This is a genomic window from Acinetobacter sp. KB005, from assembly GCF_049949095.1.
GTDB classification, from domain to species: Bacteria; Pseudomonadota; Gammaproteobacteria; order Pseudomonadales; family Moraxellaceae; genus Acinetobacter; species Acinetobacter calcoaceticus.
On sequence record NZ_CP188191.1, the window covers coordinates 3,676,971 to 3,695,527 of the forward strand.

18 protein-coding genes are annotated in these 18,557 nt (G+C 38.4%); 9 read left to right on the plus strand and 9 right to left on the minus strand.

Annotated features, from left to right (window positions below; all coding sequences use genetic code 11):
* Positions 1-46: 46 nt before the first annotated feature.
* The 3 genes from ACPF64_RS17595 to surE all read right to left on the minus strand — a co-directional run bounded on the left by ACPF64_RS17595 (position 47) and on the right by surE (position 2,787).
* Positions 47-976, minus strand: a complete 930-nt coding sequence (locus tag ACPF64_RS17595; RefSeq protein WP_003650468.1) for a LysR family transcriptional regulator — start codon at positions 974-976, stop codon at positions 47-49.
* A gap of 101 nt (positions 977-1,077) precedes the next feature.
* Entirely contained in the window at positions 1,078-1,905 is an 828-nt protein-coding gene (locus ACPF64_RS17600; protein ID WP_151744669.1) for a peptidoglycan DD-metalloendopeptidase family protein, read from the minus strand.
* A gap of 111 nt (positions 1,906-2,016) precedes the next feature.
* The gene (gene surE, locus ACPF64_RS17605; protein WP_004643567.1) at positions 2,017-2,787 is read right to left on the minus strand and encodes a 5'/3'-nucleotidase SurE; all 771 of its coding nucleotides are present in this window, start codon (positions 2,785-2,787) and stop codon (positions 2,017-2,019) included.
* A 101-nt stretch (positions 2,788-2,888) separates the two neighbouring features.
* On the opposite strand from surE, the gene ACPF64_RS17610 reads away from it, so the two are divergent.
* The 9 genes from ACPF64_RS17610 to ACPF64_RS17650 all read left to right on the plus strand — a co-directional run bounded on the left by ACPF64_RS17610 (position 2,889) and on the right by ACPF64_RS17650 (position 10,431).
* The gene (locus ACPF64_RS17610; protein WP_045429829.1) at positions 2,889-3,260 is read left to right on the plus strand and encodes an MCR_0457 family protein; all 372 of its coding nucleotides are present in this window, start codon (positions 2,889-2,891) and stop codon (positions 3,258-3,260) included.
* Positions 3,261-3,412: 152 nt separating this feature from the next.
* Positions 3,413-3,835, plus strand: a complete 423-nt coding sequence (locus ACPF64_RS17615) for an MCR_0457 family protein (RefSeq protein ID WP_151744668.1) — start codon at positions 3,413-3,415, stop codon at positions 3,833-3,835.
* A 126-nt stretch (positions 3,836-3,961) separates the two neighbouring features.
* Positions 3,962-5,110 (plus strand): D-alanyl-D-alanine carboxypeptidase PBP5/6, encoded by a 1,149-nt coding sequence (gene dacC / locus ACPF64_RS17620; protein ID WP_198079655.1) that lies wholly within the window; start codon positions 3,962-3,964, stop codon positions 5,108-5,110.
* A 90-nt stretch (positions 5,111-5,200) separates the two neighbouring features.
* A complete protein-coding gene (locus ACPF64_RS17625) occupies positions 5,201-5,752 on the plus strand; it encodes a gamma carbonic anhydrase family protein (RefSeq protein ID WP_426454853.1) in 552 nt (183 codons plus the stop codon).
* A gap of 144 nt (positions 5,753-5,896) precedes the next feature.
* Positions 5,897-6,385 (plus strand): NUDIX hydrolase, encoded by a 489-nt coding sequence (locus ACPF64_RS17630; protein WP_426454855.1) that lies wholly within the window; start codon positions 5,897-5,899, stop codon positions 6,383-6,385.
* 4 nt (positions 6,386-6,389) lie between these two features.
* Positions 6,390-7,523 carry a tRNA 2-thiouridine(34) synthase MnmA gene (gene mnmA / locus ACPF64_RS17635; RefSeq protein ID WP_347019697.1) on the plus strand — a complete coding sequence of 378 codons (1,134 nt, stop codon included), beginning with the start codon at positions 6,390-6,392 and terminating at the stop codon, positions 7,521-7,523.
* 13 nt (positions 7,524-7,536) lie between these two features.
* Positions 7,537-8,268 carry a high frequency lysogenization protein HflD gene (gene hflD, locus ACPF64_RS17640; RefSeq protein WP_004643577.1) on the plus strand — a complete coding sequence of 244 codons (732 nt, stop codon included), beginning with the start codon at positions 7,537-7,539 and terminating at the stop codon, positions 8,266-8,268.
* A gap of 55 nt (positions 8,269-8,323) precedes the next feature.
* A complete protein-coding gene (gene purB / locus ACPF64_RS17645; protein ID WP_426454858.1) occupies positions 8,324-9,712 on the plus strand; it encodes an adenylosuccinate lyase in 1,389 nt (462 codons plus the stop codon).
* 80 nt (positions 9,713-9,792) lie between these two features.
* Positions 9,793-10,431, plus strand: a complete 639-nt coding sequence (locus ACPF64_RS17650) for a DUF2238 domain-containing protein (RefSeq protein WP_426454860.1) — start codon at positions 9,793-9,795, stop codon at positions 10,429-10,431.
* A 40-nt stretch (positions 10,432-10,471) separates the two neighbouring features.
* Here the strand turns inward: ACPF64_RS17650 and blp2 are convergent, their stop codons facing one another.
* The 6 genes from blp2 to pstC form a co-directional block, all read right to left on the minus strand.
* Positions 10,472-12,664, minus strand: coding sequence for an Ig-like repeat protein Blp2 (gene blp2, locus ACPF64_RS17655; protein ID WP_426454862.1), 2,193 nt, complete (start codon positions 12,662-12,664; stop codon positions 10,472-10,474).
* Positions 12,665-12,909: 245 nt separating this feature from the next.
* Entirely contained in the window at positions 12,910-13,527 is a 618-nt protein-coding gene (locus ACPF64_RS17660) for a cytochrome b/b6 domain-containing protein (protein WP_426454864.1), read from the minus strand.
* Between the two features lie 140 nt (positions 13,528-13,667).
* Positions 13,668-14,630, minus strand: a complete 963-nt coding sequence (gene sohB / locus ACPF64_RS17665; RefSeq protein ID WP_151744660.1) for a protease SohB — start codon at positions 14,628-14,630, stop codon at positions 13,668-13,670.
* 148 nt (positions 14,631-14,778) lie between these two features.
* The gene (pstB, locus tag ACPF64_RS17670; protein ID WP_003650451.1) at positions 14,779-15,681 is read right to left on the minus strand and encodes a phosphate ABC transporter ATP-binding protein PstB; all 903 of its coding nucleotides are present in this window, start codon (positions 15,679-15,681) and stop codon (positions 14,779-14,781) included.
* 13 nt (positions 15,682-15,694) lie between these two features.
* On the minus strand, positions 15,695-17,092 hold the full coding sequence (gene pstA / locus ACPF64_RS17675; RefSeq protein ID WP_270902799.1) for a phosphate ABC transporter permease PstA: 1,398 nt from the start codon (positions 17,090-17,092) through the stop codon (positions 15,695-15,697).
* A complete protein-coding gene (gene pstC, locus ACPF64_RS17680) occupies positions 17,089-18,468 on the minus strand; it encodes a phosphate ABC transporter permease subunit PstC (protein WP_416658594.1) in 1,380 nt (459 codons plus the stop codon). Before pstC ends, pstA begins: the two co-directional genes overlap by 4 nt.
* Positions 18,469-18,557: the final 89 nt, after the last annotated feature.

The window sequence follows — 18,557 nt, forward strand, 5'->3', positions numbered from 1 at the left end:
AAAGGGCCTGAAAAATACAGGCCCTTTTTACTTTTAGACTTCAAAATTAACGGACGATCTGAATCGCTCGCCCTCCTGCTAACTGGCTAAAATATTGTTTAAGTGCTTCAACACAACGTTGAATTTTCATTGGTTGTTGATCATGCTTGGCAACTTCTGCATACAATGTAAAAGCTGGTAATTTCCAATCTGGCATGAGTTCAATCAAAGAACCATTTTTTAATTCTTTCTGAGCATCCAAATATAAAATTCGTGCAATACCATGTCCTTGCTGACATAACGCTTTTGCAACTTGTAAATTATTGCTCTGCAAACGGCTTTGCATTTCAATATTAAGTGTTTCACCTGTTTTTACATGTTGAAAATTGAAATGGCGCGAATCATTCATAACATTAATCGACAACAATTCATGATCTCTTAAATCATTAGGATGCACAATTGGACTAGATTGGTTCAGATAACTGGGAGAAGCTACCAAAATTTGATCTACAAAAGCCATTGGAATGATAGAGCTACTCTCTTCTACCGGAGTGGAGCTCATGCGTACTGCGATATCAATTCGCTCTTCAATTAAATCGATATAGCGATGCCCAACTTCAAAATGCACAGATAAACCGCGATGAGCTGACATCCAGTGAGATAATGCAGGAATGAGGTGTTGAACTGCTAAATCAGGAGTCGTTGCAATACGCAAATCTCCGATTAAATCATCCCTCAATTCATTAATTCTGATTTTTCCCCTTTCAGCAGCCGCCAACATCTCTTGACAGCTTGAAAAAAAAGCCTGTCCGGCTTCTGTTAAACTAAGTTTACGAGTGGAGCGATGTAATAAAATTACATCCATTTCATTCTCAAGGGAGCGAATCTGTTGGCTCACCGCACTTGTTGTAATCCCTAATTCACGTGCCGCACCACTAAATGAACTTTTTTCGACCACACAAGCAAAAACACCCATCGCACGAAGCTGATCTAACATAGGTTTCCTCAAATCTAATTTTAAATTTATAAAAAATGCTTATTGTTGTAATGAAAGCAACCAATTACATTATACGAGGAAACCTAAGTTTTTTGCATTAGCTATTTTGGTAAAAGATTTATAGGATTAATCGGTTTTCCATCCAAACGAATCTGGAACTCGAGCATGACCTGAGACGCTCCAGTAGATCCCATTTCGGCAATTTTTTGCCCAGCAGTTATATTATCACCGCTTTTCACAAACATCTTGCTATTGTGGGCATACGCACTGATGTAACCGTCAATATGCTTAATTAAAACCAGATTTCCGTATTCTTTTAAGCCATCTGCTGCATACACAACTTGACCATCAGCTGCGGCATAAATAGGGTCACCCTGATTTCCACCATAACGGATTCCCTTGACATTATTTGCCAAATTAAACCCTTGAATCACTGGCCCATTGGTCGGTTTTATCCAACGTAAGCTCGAATTTGGTGCAACCGAAGCTACTGTCGTATTTGTTGATGGTACGCTAGTTGCTGGCTGAGTTACTGGTGTAACAGGCTGTGTTGTTGGTAAAGCAATGGTTTGACGCTTAATTTGTTCAGGTTGCGCCATGACTTGCGTAGAAACTGTTCTTGGTGAAGAACCTTTCTTCAAACGCAACGATTGATTAACATAAATACGATATGGTGCGGGAATATCATTCATTTCGGCAATACTGATATAGTCCAGACCATAACGCATTGCAATACCACTTAAAGTATCACCTGAACGAACTGTGTAATAGTTAGGAGCCATTGCATAGCGAGAACTATTATTAATTTGCGGTTTAGAAGCACATCCAGCCATAGCCACGGTAAAACCTACAGCTACAGACAACAGCATAATTTTCATTATTTTGTCTTTTTGGATATTCACTCTGCTTTGTTGCCCAATTAAATGCATTGATCTCCCTCACTAAATGCTACAAATCATTTCGGCTAAGAGTACCAAAAAAGTAAGAGGAAACACGTTCCTCTTTTTCTTTATTCACAAAGTTATAACATTCGAGGCAAATTATTGACTCAAACTTAGCTGTAGGTCTTCTAAAACAGCATAATTTGTTGCGTCCATCTGAATTGGGGTAACACTTACATATCCATTGGCCACTGCAAAAAAGTCAGACTGAATCTGGCTTAAATCACGCTGTGGATCTGTAACAGCCTCACCTGCTAATCCAATCCAGTAAACTTGACGCCCTCGTGGGTCGACATGACTGGTAATTGGCTTAGATTGGGCACGGCGTCCCTGATAAGTAATTTGTGCTCCTTTTAACTGTGGCACGTCTGGAATATTAATATTCAAGATATGTCTTGGAGGCAAAGATGGCAGTCCACTTGCAATAAAATCATGAACCCACTGAGCAGCCTGAGCATAATCTTCTTTATTGTTATAAGCGCGTACATCAGAACCAGCTAAAGACACTGCAATTGCAGGTTGCTTCATTAAACGGCCTTCAAATGCTGCACCTACTGTTCCAGAATATAAAACATCATCACCTAAGTTTGCTCCGCTATTGATTCCACTCACGACCAAGTCAAATTCAAAATCGAACAAACCATTCATTGATAAATAAACACAATCTGCTGGCGTACCATTCACTGCCCAAACATCTTCCGCAATTTGAATTGGGCGTAATGGTCGATCCAATGTCAATGCACTTGAAAAACCACTTCTTTCGCTTTCTGGTGCAACTACAACCACGCGTCCAAGTGGTCTTAATGCTTCAGCTAAAGCCTGTATACCTGGTGCAAAAACACCGTCATCATTCGCTATCAAAATATTCACTAAAATCTTTCTCGACAAATAAACCTAAAGGTTTTCACAATTGAATTATTTGTTGAATTATATATATTTATGCCTCCATAGCATTATAAAATTGTGAAAAAATGAAAACTTTCGCTCCTTTTTTTCAAGTATTGGGGATCAGTATCACATTGTGTACGCAAGCAGTTTTTGCAGATGAGGATATTTCAACACAAGAGGCTGATAGCTTAATTAAAGATGACATTGCCGCAACACAAGTTTTGCAGGAAATCTGCCCAGCTTTTGTGGGAACAAATAAAAAACTTGAGTCAAATACTCAAAAAATTATTGCGATGTATCTCAACGGTTATTCAAATAAATCAATGTCCTTAGCAAATCTGCAAAACGATGCTGAATTTAAAACTTTATTAAATGAAGCACGTCAGGCTGCAAAACAAATGGACCATCATGAACAACATGAGCTTTGTGAAGAGATGGTTAATTATAAGGAATAGGTCTTAATCTTTTTAGAATAGAGATTTATTAATTTTGGTTTTCTGTTTGGCATTAAGCAGAAAACCAACATAACAATACATTTTTTCCATTTTCTTAATCTACAAATTGGTTAAGCTATCGAGATATTTAAAATTTTTATTTCGGGTTATCGATGTTTATGAAGAAAAGCTTAGTTCAATCGCTCTCTTTGGTTTTACTTATGAGCATGGCAACAGTTGGTTTTGCTGCTGATAAGAAGAAAACAACTGAAAAGAAAACCGAAAATGAAAATGTTGTTGAAGTCACTCCACAACAAGGTATAACCCCTGAAGAATTAGCTGCGATTCAAGTACTTTCTGAAATTTGCCCAGATCTTATTGGCAAAAAAGATGCTGATTTTGCTCAAGGTTATGAACGTTTAGTTAAAGACTATCTACCAAATGAAACTGATGCTGTCTCTGCGTTAGAAAAACGTAGCAAAGACAAAGGCTTCAAAAAATACTTAAAAGAAGCGCGTCAAGATGCGAAAGCAGCAGGCGATGAGCAAAACACATTAGTTTGCCAAGACGTGAAAGCATATCAATCGCAAAACTAAATTAGCAAAAAACTCTTGAGTTACAATACTGTTAGAAAAAGCCGATTTCCCCCATAGAAGTCGGCTTTGCTTTATCCTAAAATGCTAGGCTCTTCTGCTTCATACAAGATATTGGAATTACATAGAATGACTCGAAAAAGCGCTATTGCTGCACTACTCCTCTTGCCAAGCTTTTCTTATGCAGCAACTGTCTTATCAGCTCCGCCAGAATTAAATAATAAGTCTTATGTATTAATGGATTACGAGACAGGACAAATTCTTGCTTCTAAAAATGAAAACGAAAAGCTTGCACCTGCTTCTATGACTAAAATGATGACAAGCTACATCATTGAACAAAAACTATTAAAAGGTGAGCTTACCGAGAATGAAAAGGTTCGTATGAACGAATCTGCGTGGTGTAAAGGAAGTAGCTCTGAATCATGTATGTATGTTCCTTTAAATGGTACAGCAACTGTTCTAGAAATGCTTCGCGGTATTATTATCCAGTCAGGTAATGATGCATCAAAAGCAATGGCTGAACATATTGCCGGAAATGAAGGCACTTTTGCTCATATGATGAATCAGGAAGCAAAACGTATCGGTATGACAAATACCCAGTTTATGAACTCAACTGGTTTACCAGCAGAAGGACATTATTCAAGTGCCAAAGATATGGCTGTCTTAGCACAACATATTATTAAAGATAGCTCAAGATATTACCCAATCTACTCTGAAAAAGAATTTACATTTAACGGTATTAAACAAGGTAACCGTAATGCCTTGCTTTACACAGACCCAAGTGTAGATGGTTTAAAAACAGGCCATACTGATGAAGCAGGTTACTGCTTAACAACTTCAAGCAAACGTGGTCCGATGCGTCTCATTTCCGTTATTTTCGGAACGGATAGCGTTAATGAACGTGCCAACCAAACGCGTACATTATTGGCTTGGGGCTTTGCAAACTTTGAAACGGTAAATATTCAACCAGCGAATCAAGTTCTTGCAAAAGCAAAAGTTTGGTTTGGTAAAGAAGATGAAGTGCAAATTGGTTTAGCTGAAAACTTTAGTGTGACGATGCCTAAAGGTAAAGCTAATGGCATTAAAACACAGTTAGTTGTTCAACCTAACTTAAATGCACCGCTTCAAAAAGGCCAAGTGGTTGGAAAACTTGTTGCTAGCTTAGATGGCAAAGTAATTGCTGAAAAGCCATTAGTTGCATTAAAGCCAGTTGAAGAAGCAGGATTCTTTGCACGCTTAATCGACCATGTTAAACAATTCTTCAGCAACTTATTCTAATTTTTGAATAGTTGAATTAAGCACTCATGCTATTTAGCCTGAGTGCTTTTTTATTTTATAATTCATCTAAATTCTATGTTGATACCTCTCATGGCAAAGAACATCCGTCCTTATCTTGAACATCGTCCTCAAGTTGATACAACCTGTTATATCGATGAAATGGCTGTTGTAGTCGGTGAAGTGAGCTTAGCTGAAAATGTTTCTGTCTGGCCTTTTGCTGTCATTCGTGGTGATGTAAATAGTATTCAAATTGGTAAAAACAGTAACGTACAAGACCATTGTATGTTACACGTTAGCCACAAAAATGATGCAAAACCTAATGGCTCACCTCTTGTTATTGGTGAAGATGTGACGGTTGGACATCATGTCACTTTGCATGGTTGCACCATCGGTAACCGAGTTTTAATCGGAATTAATACTGTTATTTTAGATGACGTGATTATTGAAGATGATGTGATGATTGGCGCGGGAAGTCTTGTTCCACCGCGTAAAGTCTTAAAAAGTGGTTATCTGTATGTAGGAAGCCCTGTACAGCAAGTACGCCCTCTTACCGAAAAAGAATTAGCATTTCTTCCCTATTCGGCAAGACATTATGTGAAAGTACAAAATAATCATAAAGCAGCTCAAGCAGAACAAGATTAATTAGCTCTATGAAATATCAGCAATAAAATTCTGATTTTTTAAACGATATGGTTTTGTAGTATTGCTCATATCGTTTAGCAGATCACCGTAGCCAAAAACCCCTAAATTTCGTATTATACGTCTTTTAAATCATGGTGCTTTTTTATGGCCGCATGGACTCCTCATGTCACCGTTGCTACAGTCGTAGAAAAAGACGGACGCTATCTATTTGTTGAAGAGCATAGCGAAGGTTTTGTACACACCGTATTTAACCAACCTGCTGGTCATGTGGAATGCGGTGAGTCATTAACAGAAGCAGCCATTCGTGAAACACTTGAAGAAACGGGTCATCATGTTGAAATTGATGCCTTGCTCGGTATTTATACGTATACCCCGCCTATGTTTCCGGATCGGACCTATTACCGCTTCTGTTTTCTTGCGCATGTGACTCAGGTTGAAAATAATCCTCAACTTGATACTGGTATTGTAGCGGCTGTGTGGATGACACCAGATGAGCTCAAAGAATCTGCTCGTGCTCGTAGTCCACTCGTACTTAAAGCAGTTGAAGATGCCATGAAAGGCCACCATTATCCTTTATCGCTTATTTATGAGCACCCTTTCTCTCCCTCATTAACTTCTCATTTGGATGCCTAGTCCTATGCAACAACGTGTCATCGTCGGTATGTCTGGTGGTGTAGACTCTTCTGTTTCTGCAGCACTTTTACTTCAACAAGGATATCAAGTTGAAGGTCTTTTCATGAAGAACTGGGAGGAAGACGACGGCACGGAATACTGTACGGCAATGGAAGATTTAGCCGATGCTCAAGCAGTAGCGGATAAAATCGGTATTAAACTCCATACAGCAAACTTTGCTATGGAATATTGGGATCGCGTATTTGAACTTTTCTTAGCTGAATATGCAGCTGGACGCACCCCGAACCCAGATATTTTATGTAATAAAGAAATTAAGTTCCGTGCATTTTTAGATCATGCCATGACTTTAGGTGCAGACTTTATCGCAACTGGTCATTATGCACGTCGCGGCGAAACCGCATATAACTCGAAAGGCGAAGCATACGCACCATTATTACGTGGTGTAGATAATAACAAAGACCAAACTTATTTCTTACATGCTGTTCATGGTAAAGAAATTAACAAAACCCTATTTCCAGTGGGTGAGATTGAAAAGCCAGAAGTTCGCAGAATTGCTGAAGAGCTTGATCTTGCTACAGCTAAGAAAAAAGACTCTACAGGAATCTGTTTTATTGGTGAACGTCGATTTAATGACTTCCTTAAACAATATTTGCCCGCTCAACCTGGAAAAATTGTACTTGATACAGGTAAAGAAGTTGGTGAACATCACGGTCTGATGTACTATACGCTCGGTCAACGTGGCGGAATTGGTCTAGGTGGTTTGAAAGGTGCAGCTGAAGGTGCATGGTTCGTACTCCACAAAGATATTGCCAATAACCGCCTAGTTATTGGTCAGGGGCATGAACACCCACTCATGCAAAGCACACAGCTTTGGAGTGAGTCAATCGACTGGGTGGCAGGCGAACAGAATATTCCTGTTGAAGGTATACGCTGTACAGCTAAAACACGCTATCGCCAACCTGATCAGGCATGTACAGTTTTTAATGATGAAAATAGTGAACACGGTGTACGAGTTGAGTTTGATGAACCTCAGCGTGCTGTTACACCGGGTCAAAGCGTTGTATTTTATTCAGATGAAGTTTGCTTAGGCGGGGGTGTAATTCACCATACAAATGCCCCTACACCAAATTTTATTTAAGGGAATGAATGACATGGTGGAGTTACCATTTCAACAATCACAAGCCTTGAATGTTCGCCAAAACCGTGCCCTTGCCTTGGCTGGGGTATTTCAGGCTACCCAGCTCACGCACATGACAGCTTTAACTGGTCAGCAGAGTATTGGTGAAAGTGGTAACTTCTATTTTGAGCTGTTAATCAAAGCGAGTTTAAATATTCGCCCTACAGTCAACAATGGTGTTCAAACATTAGATTTTTTTAATCAGTTGGCAGATATTTCTTTAGGGCTTAAGACCCTCGAAAATTGTATTACTCAACCTTTTACAAATATGCCCAAATCTCGCCTTCCGAAAATGGGCACTGCCAAGCTTCCAATGTCATATGCGATGTCCCTTTTGCAATTAGAAAAGAAGGTCTATAGCAATCCTGAATATGTCGCAATCATTGAAAAAGCTCAGCAAAAGATTTTAAAACAGCTTTCTTTTTTTGATAATAACTATTTACACCCAAGCATTTTAGCCAATTTGGCTCAAACTTATGTCGATACTGCTGGGCAGATTAACCCCCGCATTCTCGTTCGTGGTAATGCAGAAGCATTTAAAGATACCAACCACACTAACCGCATCCGTGCTTGTCTGTTTACTGGCTTACAAATGGCCCATTTATGGCGACAACTCGGTGGTAGTTCGTGGAACATGATTTTTAGCAAACGTAAGTTGCTACAAGATATTCAGGCACTTGCTCGTTTACAGTACCAAGTCATCTAAGGCTGTAAAGAGATTATTTTTTGTTTTATGTTTATTCCAACATTAAGGAATCGTTATGAACGCTTTAACCGCACTATCACCATTAGATGGACGTTATGCCAGCAAATGTGATGCGCTACGTCCTTTTCTTTCTGAGTTTGGTTTAATTCATGCTCGTGTCACTGTAGAAGTGCGTTGGTTACAAGCGCTTTCTAACCGTCCAGAAATTGTTGAAGTTGCTCCTTTTTCAAATGAAACAAATGCAGCTTTAGATGCCATTGTTAGCAACTTTTCTGAAGAAGATGCTAACCGCATTAAAGAAATTGAGCGCACAACTAACCATGATGTAAAAGCTGTTGAATATTTCTTAAAAGAGAAAATCTCAGGTATCGTTGAATTACAAAATGCAGGTGAATTCATTCACTTTGCATGTACTTCAGAAGACATTAACAACTTGTCTCATGCACTGATGCTTAAAAACGGCCGCGAAGTTTTAGTATCAAGCATGAAGCAAATTTTAAATGCGATCTCTACTTTAGCAACAGCTCACGCTGAACAACCAATGTTGTCTCGTACACACGGTCAAACTGCCAGCCCAACAACTTTGGGTAAAGAAATGGCAAACGTTGCATACCGTTTAGCTCGCCAAATCAAACAATTTGAAAATGTTGAGCTACTAGGCAAAATCAACGGCGCTGTAGGTAACTACAATGCTCACCTTTCTGCTTACCCAGATGTTGACTGGGCTGCGCATGCTCAAGCTTTTGTTGAATCTTTAGGTTTAGCATTCAACCCGTATACGACACAAATCGAGCCACATGACTACATGGCAGAGTTGTTTGATGCGTTACGTCGCTTCAACACGATTTTAATCGACTTTAACCGTGACGTATGGGGTTACATCTCTTTAGGTTACTTCAAACAAAGATTAAAAGATGGTGAAGTTGGTTCTTCAACTATGCCACACAAAGTTAACCCAATTGACTTTGAAAACTCTGAAGGTAACTTAGGTATTGCGAATGCCGTATTAGCTCACTTAGGCGAAAAATTACCAATTTCTCGCTGGCAGCGTGACTTAACTGACTCGACTGTACTTCGTAATATGGGTGTTGGTTTTGCGCAAAGTTTAATTGCTTTTGATGCGTGTTTAAAAGGTGTTGGTAAACTTGAGCTTAATGCTGCTCGTTTACTTGAAGATCTTGACCAAGCTCAAGAAGTTTTAGCAGAGCCAATCCAAACTGTTATGCGCCGTTATAACGTTGAAAAGCCATATGAAAAGTTAAAAGCATTAACTCGTGGTCAAGCAATGACTCGCGACATGATGGTTAACTTCGTAAATGGTGATGAACTTCTTCAAGTGCCAAGCGAAGAGCGTGCACGTTTAGCAGAACTTACTCCTGCAACTTACACAGGTAATGCTGCTGAACAAGCAAAACAGATCAATGACTTAATTAGAAAAATCTAATTGAAAAGTTAAAAAAGCGAAGCTTCGGCTTCGCTTTTTTATTACACTGATATAAAGCACAATAAAGCCCTATTTATAAAATGATCGAAAAAAAATTCAAACTTAAACACTATGTTGCTCTAGTCCTCATATTTATTGCCATCTTACTATCAAGCATTCACCCCCTTGAATTTGAAGCTTATTTACTTCATCAGGTAGGGACTGTTTTTATGTTGGTTCTACTATTTATTATTTTTAAAAAGATTGGACTCGATTTTTTAAGCTTTATTCTCTACTTACTATTTTTACTGATTCACATTATCGGTGCACATTACTTGTATTCATATGTTCCTTACAATGACTGGATTCAACAGGTGTTCCATTTTAGTCTAGATCAATACATGGGGTGGTCCCGTAATATGTATGATCGTTTAGTTCATCTTGCATATGGTGTTTTACTCTACCCTCTTATTTATCGAGTTTTTCAAGTTTGGTTGCCTACAGCACGGCCTTTTACTCTGTTTTTACTTGTGATCCAGTTCGTGATGGCATCTAGCGTTTTTTATGAACTCATTGAATGGGCGATTGCAATTGGTTTATCTCCAGAAGAAGCTGAGAATTATAATGGTCAACAAGGCGACATGTGGGATGCCCATAAAGATATGCTGTTAGCAACTATTGGGGCAATAATTTATGGAGTTGCTGCTCTTATAAAAAAACCTAAAATAAATAATTCATAAATAAAAAAAGCGCTTAATAAGCGCTTTTTTTAAGAGTTCTTTAGACGACTGAATAAGTTTGATCTAACAGATTTGATAAAGCCGAAGAAGTCGTATTTGGTAGAAGCTGTTCTAGATTAGTTGTGACATCACTAGCTGTATTATTTACTTCACTCTGCTCATTCACTACAGGTTTAGAATCTGTTGCAGATAAAATTTTTGCGATTGGGTCAGAAGCATCCGTTGAAGAACTTTTTAATAAATCATCCAATGACACAGATTTTTGCTGCGGACTAGTCGTTTCATTGGATGTAGTTTGCGCTAACTTTAATGTATTTAACCCGACACTATCAGCAACAGAAGGAACAAGTTCATTTACATCACTACTGACAACTTCTTCACTCGTACTCGCCACTTTTGGCGCGACGACATAAAAGGTGAATGATGCACTCTCTTCACTAGGAAGACCTGCTGCATCTTTTTGAATTAAAGTAATTGTATGTTTTCCAATAGCCAAATTTTTATCAAGTGTAAATGACCAATAACTATTTGCATCTACTTGACCAACTTTAAGAACCGAAATTGCGACTCCATTATCATAAATAGTTAAGGTTGCATTGGGTTCAACTTTAACAGTAAATTTTGGAGTTGAATCATCAGTTTCTGAGTTAGGAGTGATTTGTTTTACAGTAGTACCATTATCATTATCCACTCTATTAAATGTAGGTTTATCAGGAGGGGTTGTATCCTTTGTACCTGTTACCTCAAATGCTACAGAACTATTACCTGCGCCATCTATTGCGGTAACTTTCGCTTTATTATTATCTGTTAAAGCAGGTGAAATCGCGATTGTAAATTTTCCATTTGCATCTGCCGTTCCCGTACCAATTACCTTAGTACCTATTGTTATTTGTATTTTAGCATTAGCTTCGGCAGTTCCTGTTACCGTGGTTCCATCAGCATTAATTTGAGCTGTAGGTTTATCTGGCGCTATAGTGTCATAGCCAGATTTAATTTCTAAAGGCTTAGAGGTATTACCCGCTGCATCTTCAACAATGACTGTCGCCTTTTGTGATTCTTTTAATGCTGGAGAAAGCGTAATTTGAAATTCACCTTGGGCATTGGCCGTACCCGTTCCAATCACTTTGCCATTAGCATCTTTAATTTGTACTTTGGTATTAGCCTCTGCGATTCCGTCAACTACTGTTCCTTCTTTATTCACTTCAACTAAAGGAATATCTGGAGCGAAAGTGTCCTTTCCAGCAATGATTTTAGTTGGCTCAGATTCATTTCCAGCTTTATCTACAGCAACCACTTTACCACCCGCTTCACTGGTCAAAGGCGGAGTAAATTTGTAAGAAAACTTCCCATCTGAATTTGCTTTTGTAGTATCTATGAATTTACCACTGGCATCATAAATGAAAACCATTGCATCGGGTTCAGTCTTACCATCTAATATTGAACCATCTTCATTTAATTGAGCTTGTGGAGCATCGGGAGCAATTGTATCTTTTGTACCTGTAATAGCAGCACCAGTAGACTCTTTACCACCTCCATTTTGAGCGAAAACATTTAATTTATTTCCATCTGTCAAAGGCTTGTCTAACTTGATAGTAAAATTACCACTTGCATCTGTGTTACCAGAAGCAACCACATTTCCATTTAAATCTTTAATATAAATTTTGGCATTAGCTTCTGCCTTACCAGTGACCGTAACAGCATCATCCGCAAGTTTTAGTTCTGTTGGTTTCGCAGTGTTTGGGACATCAACAGGTGAATCATCTTTGTCATCTTTATCAAAAGCCCACAAATATAAACCTTCAGCGGCTAAAACTGCTAAGCCTGCTTTTAAAACATTGCCCATCGAAAACGTTGGGGAATCATCAACTGCCATTGATGAAGCTGGTTGACTAGTGCTTGTATAGGCTAAATCTGTGACATGGTTTAGACCTGTATAGTCGATCACCTTACCTTGTGCATCGAATTGTGCTTCAACAAATTTTCCATGTTCAGTTGGAAAAACAAGTGAATGGTCTGTTGTATTCGTTGCTTCATTAAAGAAATTTTCTAAGACAATGGTCTCTCCATTTTTTAAATGAATGACGAGACTTCCCCCCTGCTTTTCCATCGATGCTATATCTTTTTGACTTACACCAATTTGAATAATAGTAGGTTTGCTTAAAACTACCTTATTGAACTGACCATCTTGCAGAACGTCCAAACCCTCTTTGGATGCCACAATTATTCTTGTCATTATTTCCTATCCTGAATTTCAGTTATATTTTTAAATGTCTAACTTTTTAAATGATTCATCTAAAAGCTATTTTATTGCTGTTTAAAATATCAAAACCATGTGTTTATCACAATTCAAAAAGCATATTTATCAATAATTATTTTTGACTTTTAATTAAAATATCTATTTCTCATAAAATTCATATCAACCTTAAATATCACCCTGTTCGAGTATTTACTAAATTTCTCATATATTAAGGCCATCATTTACATTTGTAAGTAAAAGAAGCTAAAAGTAGCTATCAGAATCAAAAGACATAAAGCAGCGAATTTAGTTATTTTCGCATCTGACAAGGTCATTTTTAGCATACTCCAGCCCTGAAAACGTTTTGCAAAAATGCTATTTAGAATAAGAGTTGAAACATGCAATAAAACCAAAGCTAAAAACAAGTTTGCAAAAAATTCGTGTAAGCCTTTTAAAGAATAGTAAAAATGCTCAGTCGCATACCCTAGTCCCACCACAATTGGAATCACGAGAAAAATAAGTACAATTGAAACTTGAAAAAGTGCAACACTGATTGAATGAATTGAATTTTTAGAAAAAATACTCTTTAAATTTGCATGACTCAAAGATTTTTTGATTGCATTCGTTGCCACATTACTCCGCTTTTTAATACCAAACGGTGTGGTACTTGAAATACGTGGACTCACAAAATGCCAGATCACTCGTGCGGTAATACTAATCAGAAGTATGTAACCAAACATCATGTGGACTTGGTGTAGATCTTCATTATCTCCTGTAAAATAAGCACCAATAAAGCCAAGCATAATAATTATATGTAAAATGCGTATTAGAATATCTATGTGTGACCATGTTTTTGACATCACAAAAGCTCAAAAGTGAAAAGTTAACTATAACTTTTACAATTGAAACTTAAACAAATATTAATCAAATTTCTTTCATCACTCACATAAAAAAAAGAGCACCCATTCAGGTACTCTCTATTTCAAAAAATTTAGCTTAATTAAAATCTACTATCGCGTAGTTGAACTAAAGTTGAATTAGCTTTCGCCAAGCTATCTACCACTTTATTCATTACAGCTGGAATCAAACTATCTGCCATTTGTGCCGCTTGCAAACCCAACTTTTCACCTAAGGTCGCTTTTCTACGAGTGTTAATCACATAGACATCATGCTGTGCTAATAAAGCTAATAGATACTCATCAGATGTTTGTAATTTATCAACAAGGTTAAGATTAAGCGCATCTTCACCATACCAATGTTCACCTGTAGCGACTTTATCAACATTAAGCTGTGGTCGATACTTTTCTACAAAGTGCTTAAATAACACATGAGTCTGTTGAAGCTCTTCTTCAAACTTTGCTTTACCTTCTGGGGTGTTTTCGCCAAACATCGTTACGGTACGTTTATATTGCCCTGCTGTATAAAGCTCAAAATCAACATTATGTTCTTTTAAAAGGCGATTAAAGTTTGGAACTTGAGCAACAACACCAATTGAACCCACAATAGCAAATGGTGCAGTAATAATTTCATTTGCGATACATGCCATCATATAGCCGCCACTCGCTGCCACTTTGTCTACACAGATGGTCAGATGGAAACCTGCATCGCGTAAGCGCACCAATTGAGCTGCTGCTAGACCATAACCATGTACCATGCCTCCTGGACTTTCAAGGCGAACGACAACGCGATCACGCCCTGCTTTAGCAGTTGCTAAAATGAGAGTAATTTCTTCTCGTATGTTTTCAACTGCTGAAGCTTGAATATCACCTTTAAAATCCAACACAAAGATTTTCTGATTATTTTTACGACGGATTTTAGCTTCTTTAGCAAGTTGTTGAACCAATTGTAAAAGTTCTAAACGACTTGCAGTAGTTTGTGCAATTTTTTTTCTCTGTTCATTTACACGTGCATTTAAATGACTAACACGTATTTCTGCAGGGAGTTTAGGCAAATGGAATAACATAAAATTCTAAGCTCATAAGTTATCTTTTATAGCCTTAAGATGTGGTCCTTTTGATTAAAATTCAATAGCGATTTCGCAAAATAGAGTCATTTTCATTTATAAAATAAAAAAAAGAGCACATGGCTCTTTTTTTGTATGAATAACTAACTTAACCGAAGCGTCCAGTAATATAGGCTTCCGTCAACTGATGGTCAGGTTGAGTAAAGACTTTTTCAGTTGAGTTGACTTCGATCAAATCACCTAAATGGAAATAGGCTGTACGATCTGAAACACGTGCTGCTTGTTGCATAGAGTGAGTCACAATTACAATTGTATATTGATTCGACAACTCAGAAATCAATTCTTCAATTTTTGCTGTGGCAATTGGGTCAAGTGCAGAACATGGCTCATCCATTAAAATGACTTCTGGACTTACTGCAATCGTACGTGCAATACATAAACGTTGCTGCTGACCACCTGACAAACCAGTACCCGGTTGATTCAAACGATCTTTCACTTCGTCCCATAAACCCGCTTTACGCAAACTATTTTCAACAATTTCTTCAAGATCATATTTATCACGTGCTAGACCATGAAGTTTAGGACCATAAGCCACGTTATCAAAAATAGTTTTAGGGAACGGGTTTGGCTTCTGGAACACCATACCAACCTGAGCACGCAATAATACGACATCAAGGTTTGGGTCATAAATATTGTGGTTATCAAGTGTAATCTTACCTGTTACACGACAGCCATCAATGGTGTCATTCATACGGTTTATCGTACGAAGAAAGGTAGATTTACCGCAACCTGACGGTCCAATAAAAGCAATAACTTCGTTTTGGTAAATATCGAGGTCAATACCCTTAATCGCTTCAAAATCACCATAATAAACATGGGCATCTTGTGCACTAATTTTGATTTCGGTTGAGTTCTGCTTTTTTGAAGTATGTGGTTCAAAATGCGAAACATACGAAGTGCCATGATTTTGCGATTTATCTGTAAATTGAGATTGTTCAGTGTTCACTAACTTATCCTTTTCTAAGGAATTCGTAATATCAATAGTATTCATCATTTATCCTCTATTACCAACGCACTTCGAACTTTTTACGTAACCAAATTGCAAGACTGTTTAAACCAATCATTAATGCAAGGAGTACGATAATCGCAGCGGCAGTACGGCCTTCGAAGAAGTTACGCAACTCATTACCTTGCCATAAATAAACTTGGACAGGTAAAGCTGTTGCTTGATCAAATGGAGTTGTTGGAATACTTGCAACGAATGCACTCATTCCAATTAAAAGTAAAGGTGCTGTTTCACCAAGTGCGTGAGCAACGCCAATAATTGCGCCAGTCATAATGCCTGGTAACGCTAATGGTAGAACATGGTGGAAAATGGTCTGAAATTTAGAAGCTCCCAAACCAAGTGCAGCTTGTCGAATAGAAGGTGGTACTGCTTTTAATGAAGCACGAGTAGTAATAATGACTGTTGGTAATGTCATCAAACTAAGAACTAAACCACCCACTAACGGAGCAGATAAAGGCAAATGCATCCAGCCAATAAAAATTGCCGCACCGAGTAAACCAAACACAATTGAAGGAACCGCAGCAAGGTTATTGATGTTGACTTCAATAATGTCTGTAATAAAATTCTTTGGAGCAAATTCTTCAAGATAGATTGCGCTGGCAACACCAATCGGAATTGCAATAATGATCACAATCAGCATCATGAATAATGAACCCATGAATGCACCTGCAAGACCACTAATTGCTGGTGAACTACGAGAGTCAGGGTTCTTAAATAAGTTCATATTAAATGTACTTTCAAGAACACCTTTTGCTTTTAGTTCATCTGCAAGTTTACGCACTTCGGGATCAAGCTGTTGCTGATCATCTGGCAATGAACGGTCAATATTACCTTTTAACCAGACATCAACATTGGCATCGCCCAAGAAATTAAGATTTTCTTTTTTACCAATGAGTGATGGGTCCGCAAAAACCATATCACGCAAACGATAAGCTTCTGAGCTCGCATAAAGACTACTTAAGTAATCACGCTGGCTAGCAAGTGCAGGGTCTTTGGCAATCATTCCATTTACAATAATGCCATCCCAATCCACCATACCCATTTTGGTTTGCCAGTCGATATAACGCTCTTGATAATGTGCAGGTGTTTCCCCCTGCCCACGAACAGGTACCGGACCTGCATCAATCACTTTCGGATCAAAGTAAATTGGAACATTCATACTCGTTTGCCAAAAAGCAGGTAAACCTTTTGCCAAAATACTGCTAAACAATAGTGCAACGAATGCAAGTCCAATTACGACGGCCGAGAACCCAGCATAACGAAAAGCTTTTTCTTTACGATGACGTTTAGCCAAAGATTTTTCGATGACTTGTTTACGTCGTTCACTTAATTCAGCAGCAACTTTTGGATCAAATACGTTCTGATCCATAGGAGACGATGTATTTGATGTACTCATTCGTATTGCTCACGGTATTTACGCACAATGTACAGTGCAACAATGTTTAAACATAAGGTAATCACAAATAGTGTTAGACCTAACGCGAATGCAACCAAAGCTTGTGGGCTGGCAAAGTCAGTATCACCAGTTAACTGTTTTACGATCGTAACGGTCACTGTCGAAACAGCTTCAAATGGATTTGCATGTAAAAGTGGACTGTTCCCTGCGGCCAAAACCACAATCATGGTTTCCCCTACGGCACGAGAGACAGCTAATAAAAAGGCGCCCGTAATACCTGGTAACGCAGCGGGTAAAACGACTTGACGAATTGTTTCAGACTTAGTTGCTCCAAGTCCTAAAGAACCGTCACGTAATGCACGAGGTACTTGGGTAATAATGTCGTCTGATAAAGAAGAAACAAACGGGATAATCATAATCCCCATCACGAAACCAGCAGTTAAAGCACTAGTCGCGTTAATTTCAAGACCTACATAAGCACCAGCTGTCTTGAAAAATGGTCCAATAACCATCATGGCAAAAACACCATAAACAATTGTTGGAATACCCGCTAAAACTTCAATTGTTGGTTTTGCCCATGAACGTAACCATGGTGAAGCATATTCAGCTAAATAAATAGCAATCATGAGTCCTACAGGTACAGCAACCAATAAGGCGATGCCGCTGACCATGAGTGTGCCCCAAAGTAATGGCAATAAACCATAACTACCTTCAGCATTACCGGAGGTACTAAAGCCTGGGTTCCACTCTGTCCCAAAGAAGAAATCAAGTGGGCTTACAAAACGGAAGAAGTGCATCGCTTCGCCAAACATCGACATCACAATACCGATGGTTGTTAAAATCGCAACGCCAGAACATAAAATCAACGCAACATTAATGGCACGTTCAACTTGGTTACGCGCACGATATTGTTGATTAATTTTTTTCTTTGCCCAAACTAAACCTAATAAAGCTGCGCAAACGACAACAGCAAACTTGGCAAAAGAGCCAATGGTTTGAAATTTTGCGAACTGTTGAGCAGCAGCTAATTCATAGGCTGCCGGTTTATCACTTACCCCAAAACCTGAAGCAATGGATTGAACACGATCAACCAGTACACTTCTGCCCGCTTCATCAAGCGAAGCACTTACAGATGCCGGAATATTATTAAAAATAATATGATTTAAAATACTTGGTTCAACCAAGCTCCAAATGATCAAAATTAAAAAAGCAGGGATACCGCACCAAAGTCCAACCAGTGCACCATAATAACCAGGACGAGAATGTAACGTCGCCGAGTTGCTTCCCTTACCTGCTAGGTTACGGCTTTTTCTCAGCCCAAGTTGATATGCGATTGCCACAAGGGCTAACAACACACCGATAAGTAGCAGATTCATGTACTCTCCACTGTTTTCTCAATTGTCATAATTTGGAAAAAACAAGTTAGACAAAAAGGCTGATGAACTTTCAAGATCACCAGCCCTCA

Coding starts and splice junctions, on each gene's coding strand:
- sohB (WP_151744660.1), bottom strand. CDS start 14,630: ATGTTATTCCATTTGCCTAAACTCCCTGCAGAAATACGTGTTAGTCAT.
- mnmA (WP_347019697.1), top strand. CDS start 6,390: ATGCAACAACGTGTCATCGTCGGTATGTCTGGTGGTGTAGACTCTTCT.
- pstA (WP_270902799.1), bottom strand. CDS start 17,092: ATGAGTACATCAAATACATCGTCTCCTATGGATCAGAACGTATTTGAT.
- ACPF64_RS17650 (WP_426454860.1), top strand. CDS start 9,793: ATGATCGAAAAAAAATTCAAACTTAAACACTATGTTGCTCTAGTCCTC.
- pstB (WP_003650451.1), bottom strand. CDS start 15,681: ATGAATACTATTGATATTACGAATTCCTTAGAAAAGGATAAGTTAGTG.
- ACPF64_RS17625 (WP_426454853.1), top strand. CDS start 5,201: ATGGCAAAGAACATCCGTCCTTATCTTGAACATCGTCCTCAAGTTGAT.
- ACPF64_RS17600 (WP_151744669.1), bottom strand. CDS start 1,905: ATGCATTTAATTGGGCAACAAAGCAGAGTGAATATCCAAAAAGACAAA.
- ACPF64_RS17595 (WP_003650468.1), bottom strand. CDS start 976: ATGTTAGATCAGCTTCGTGCGATGGGTGTTTTTGCTTGTGTGGTCGAA.
- blp2 (WP_426454862.1), bottom strand. CDS start 12,664: ATGACAAGAATAATTGTGGCATCCAAAGAGGGTTTGGACGTTCTGCAA.
- ACPF64_RS17660 (WP_426454864.1), bottom strand. CDS start 13,527: ATGTCAAAAACATGGTCACACATAGATATTCTAATACGCATTTTACAT.
- hflD (WP_004643577.1), top strand. CDS start 7,537: ATGGTGGAGTTACCATTTCAACAATCACAAGCCTTGAATGTTCGCCAA.
- pstC (WP_416658594.1), bottom strand. CDS start 18,468: ATGAATCTGCTACTTATCGGTGTGTTGTTAGCCCTTGTGGCAATCGCA.
- purB (WP_426454858.1), top strand. CDS start 8,324: ATGAACGCTTTAACCGCACTATCACCATTAGATGGACGTTATGCCAGC.
- ACPF64_RS17610 (WP_045429829.1), top strand. CDS start 2,889: ATGAAAACTTTCGCTCCTTTTTTTCAAGTATTGGGGATCAGTATCACA.
- dacC (WP_198079655.1), top strand. CDS start 3,962: ATGACTCGAAAAAGCGCTATTGCTGCACTACTCCTCTTGCCAAGCTTT.
- ACPF64_RS17615 (WP_151744668.1), top strand. CDS start 3,413: ATGTTTATGAAGAAAAGCTTAGTTCAATCGCTCTCTTTGGTTTTACTT.
- ACPF64_RS17630 (WP_426454855.1), top strand. CDS start 5,897: ATGGCCGCATGGACTCCTCATGTCACCGTTGCTACAGTCGTAGAAAAA.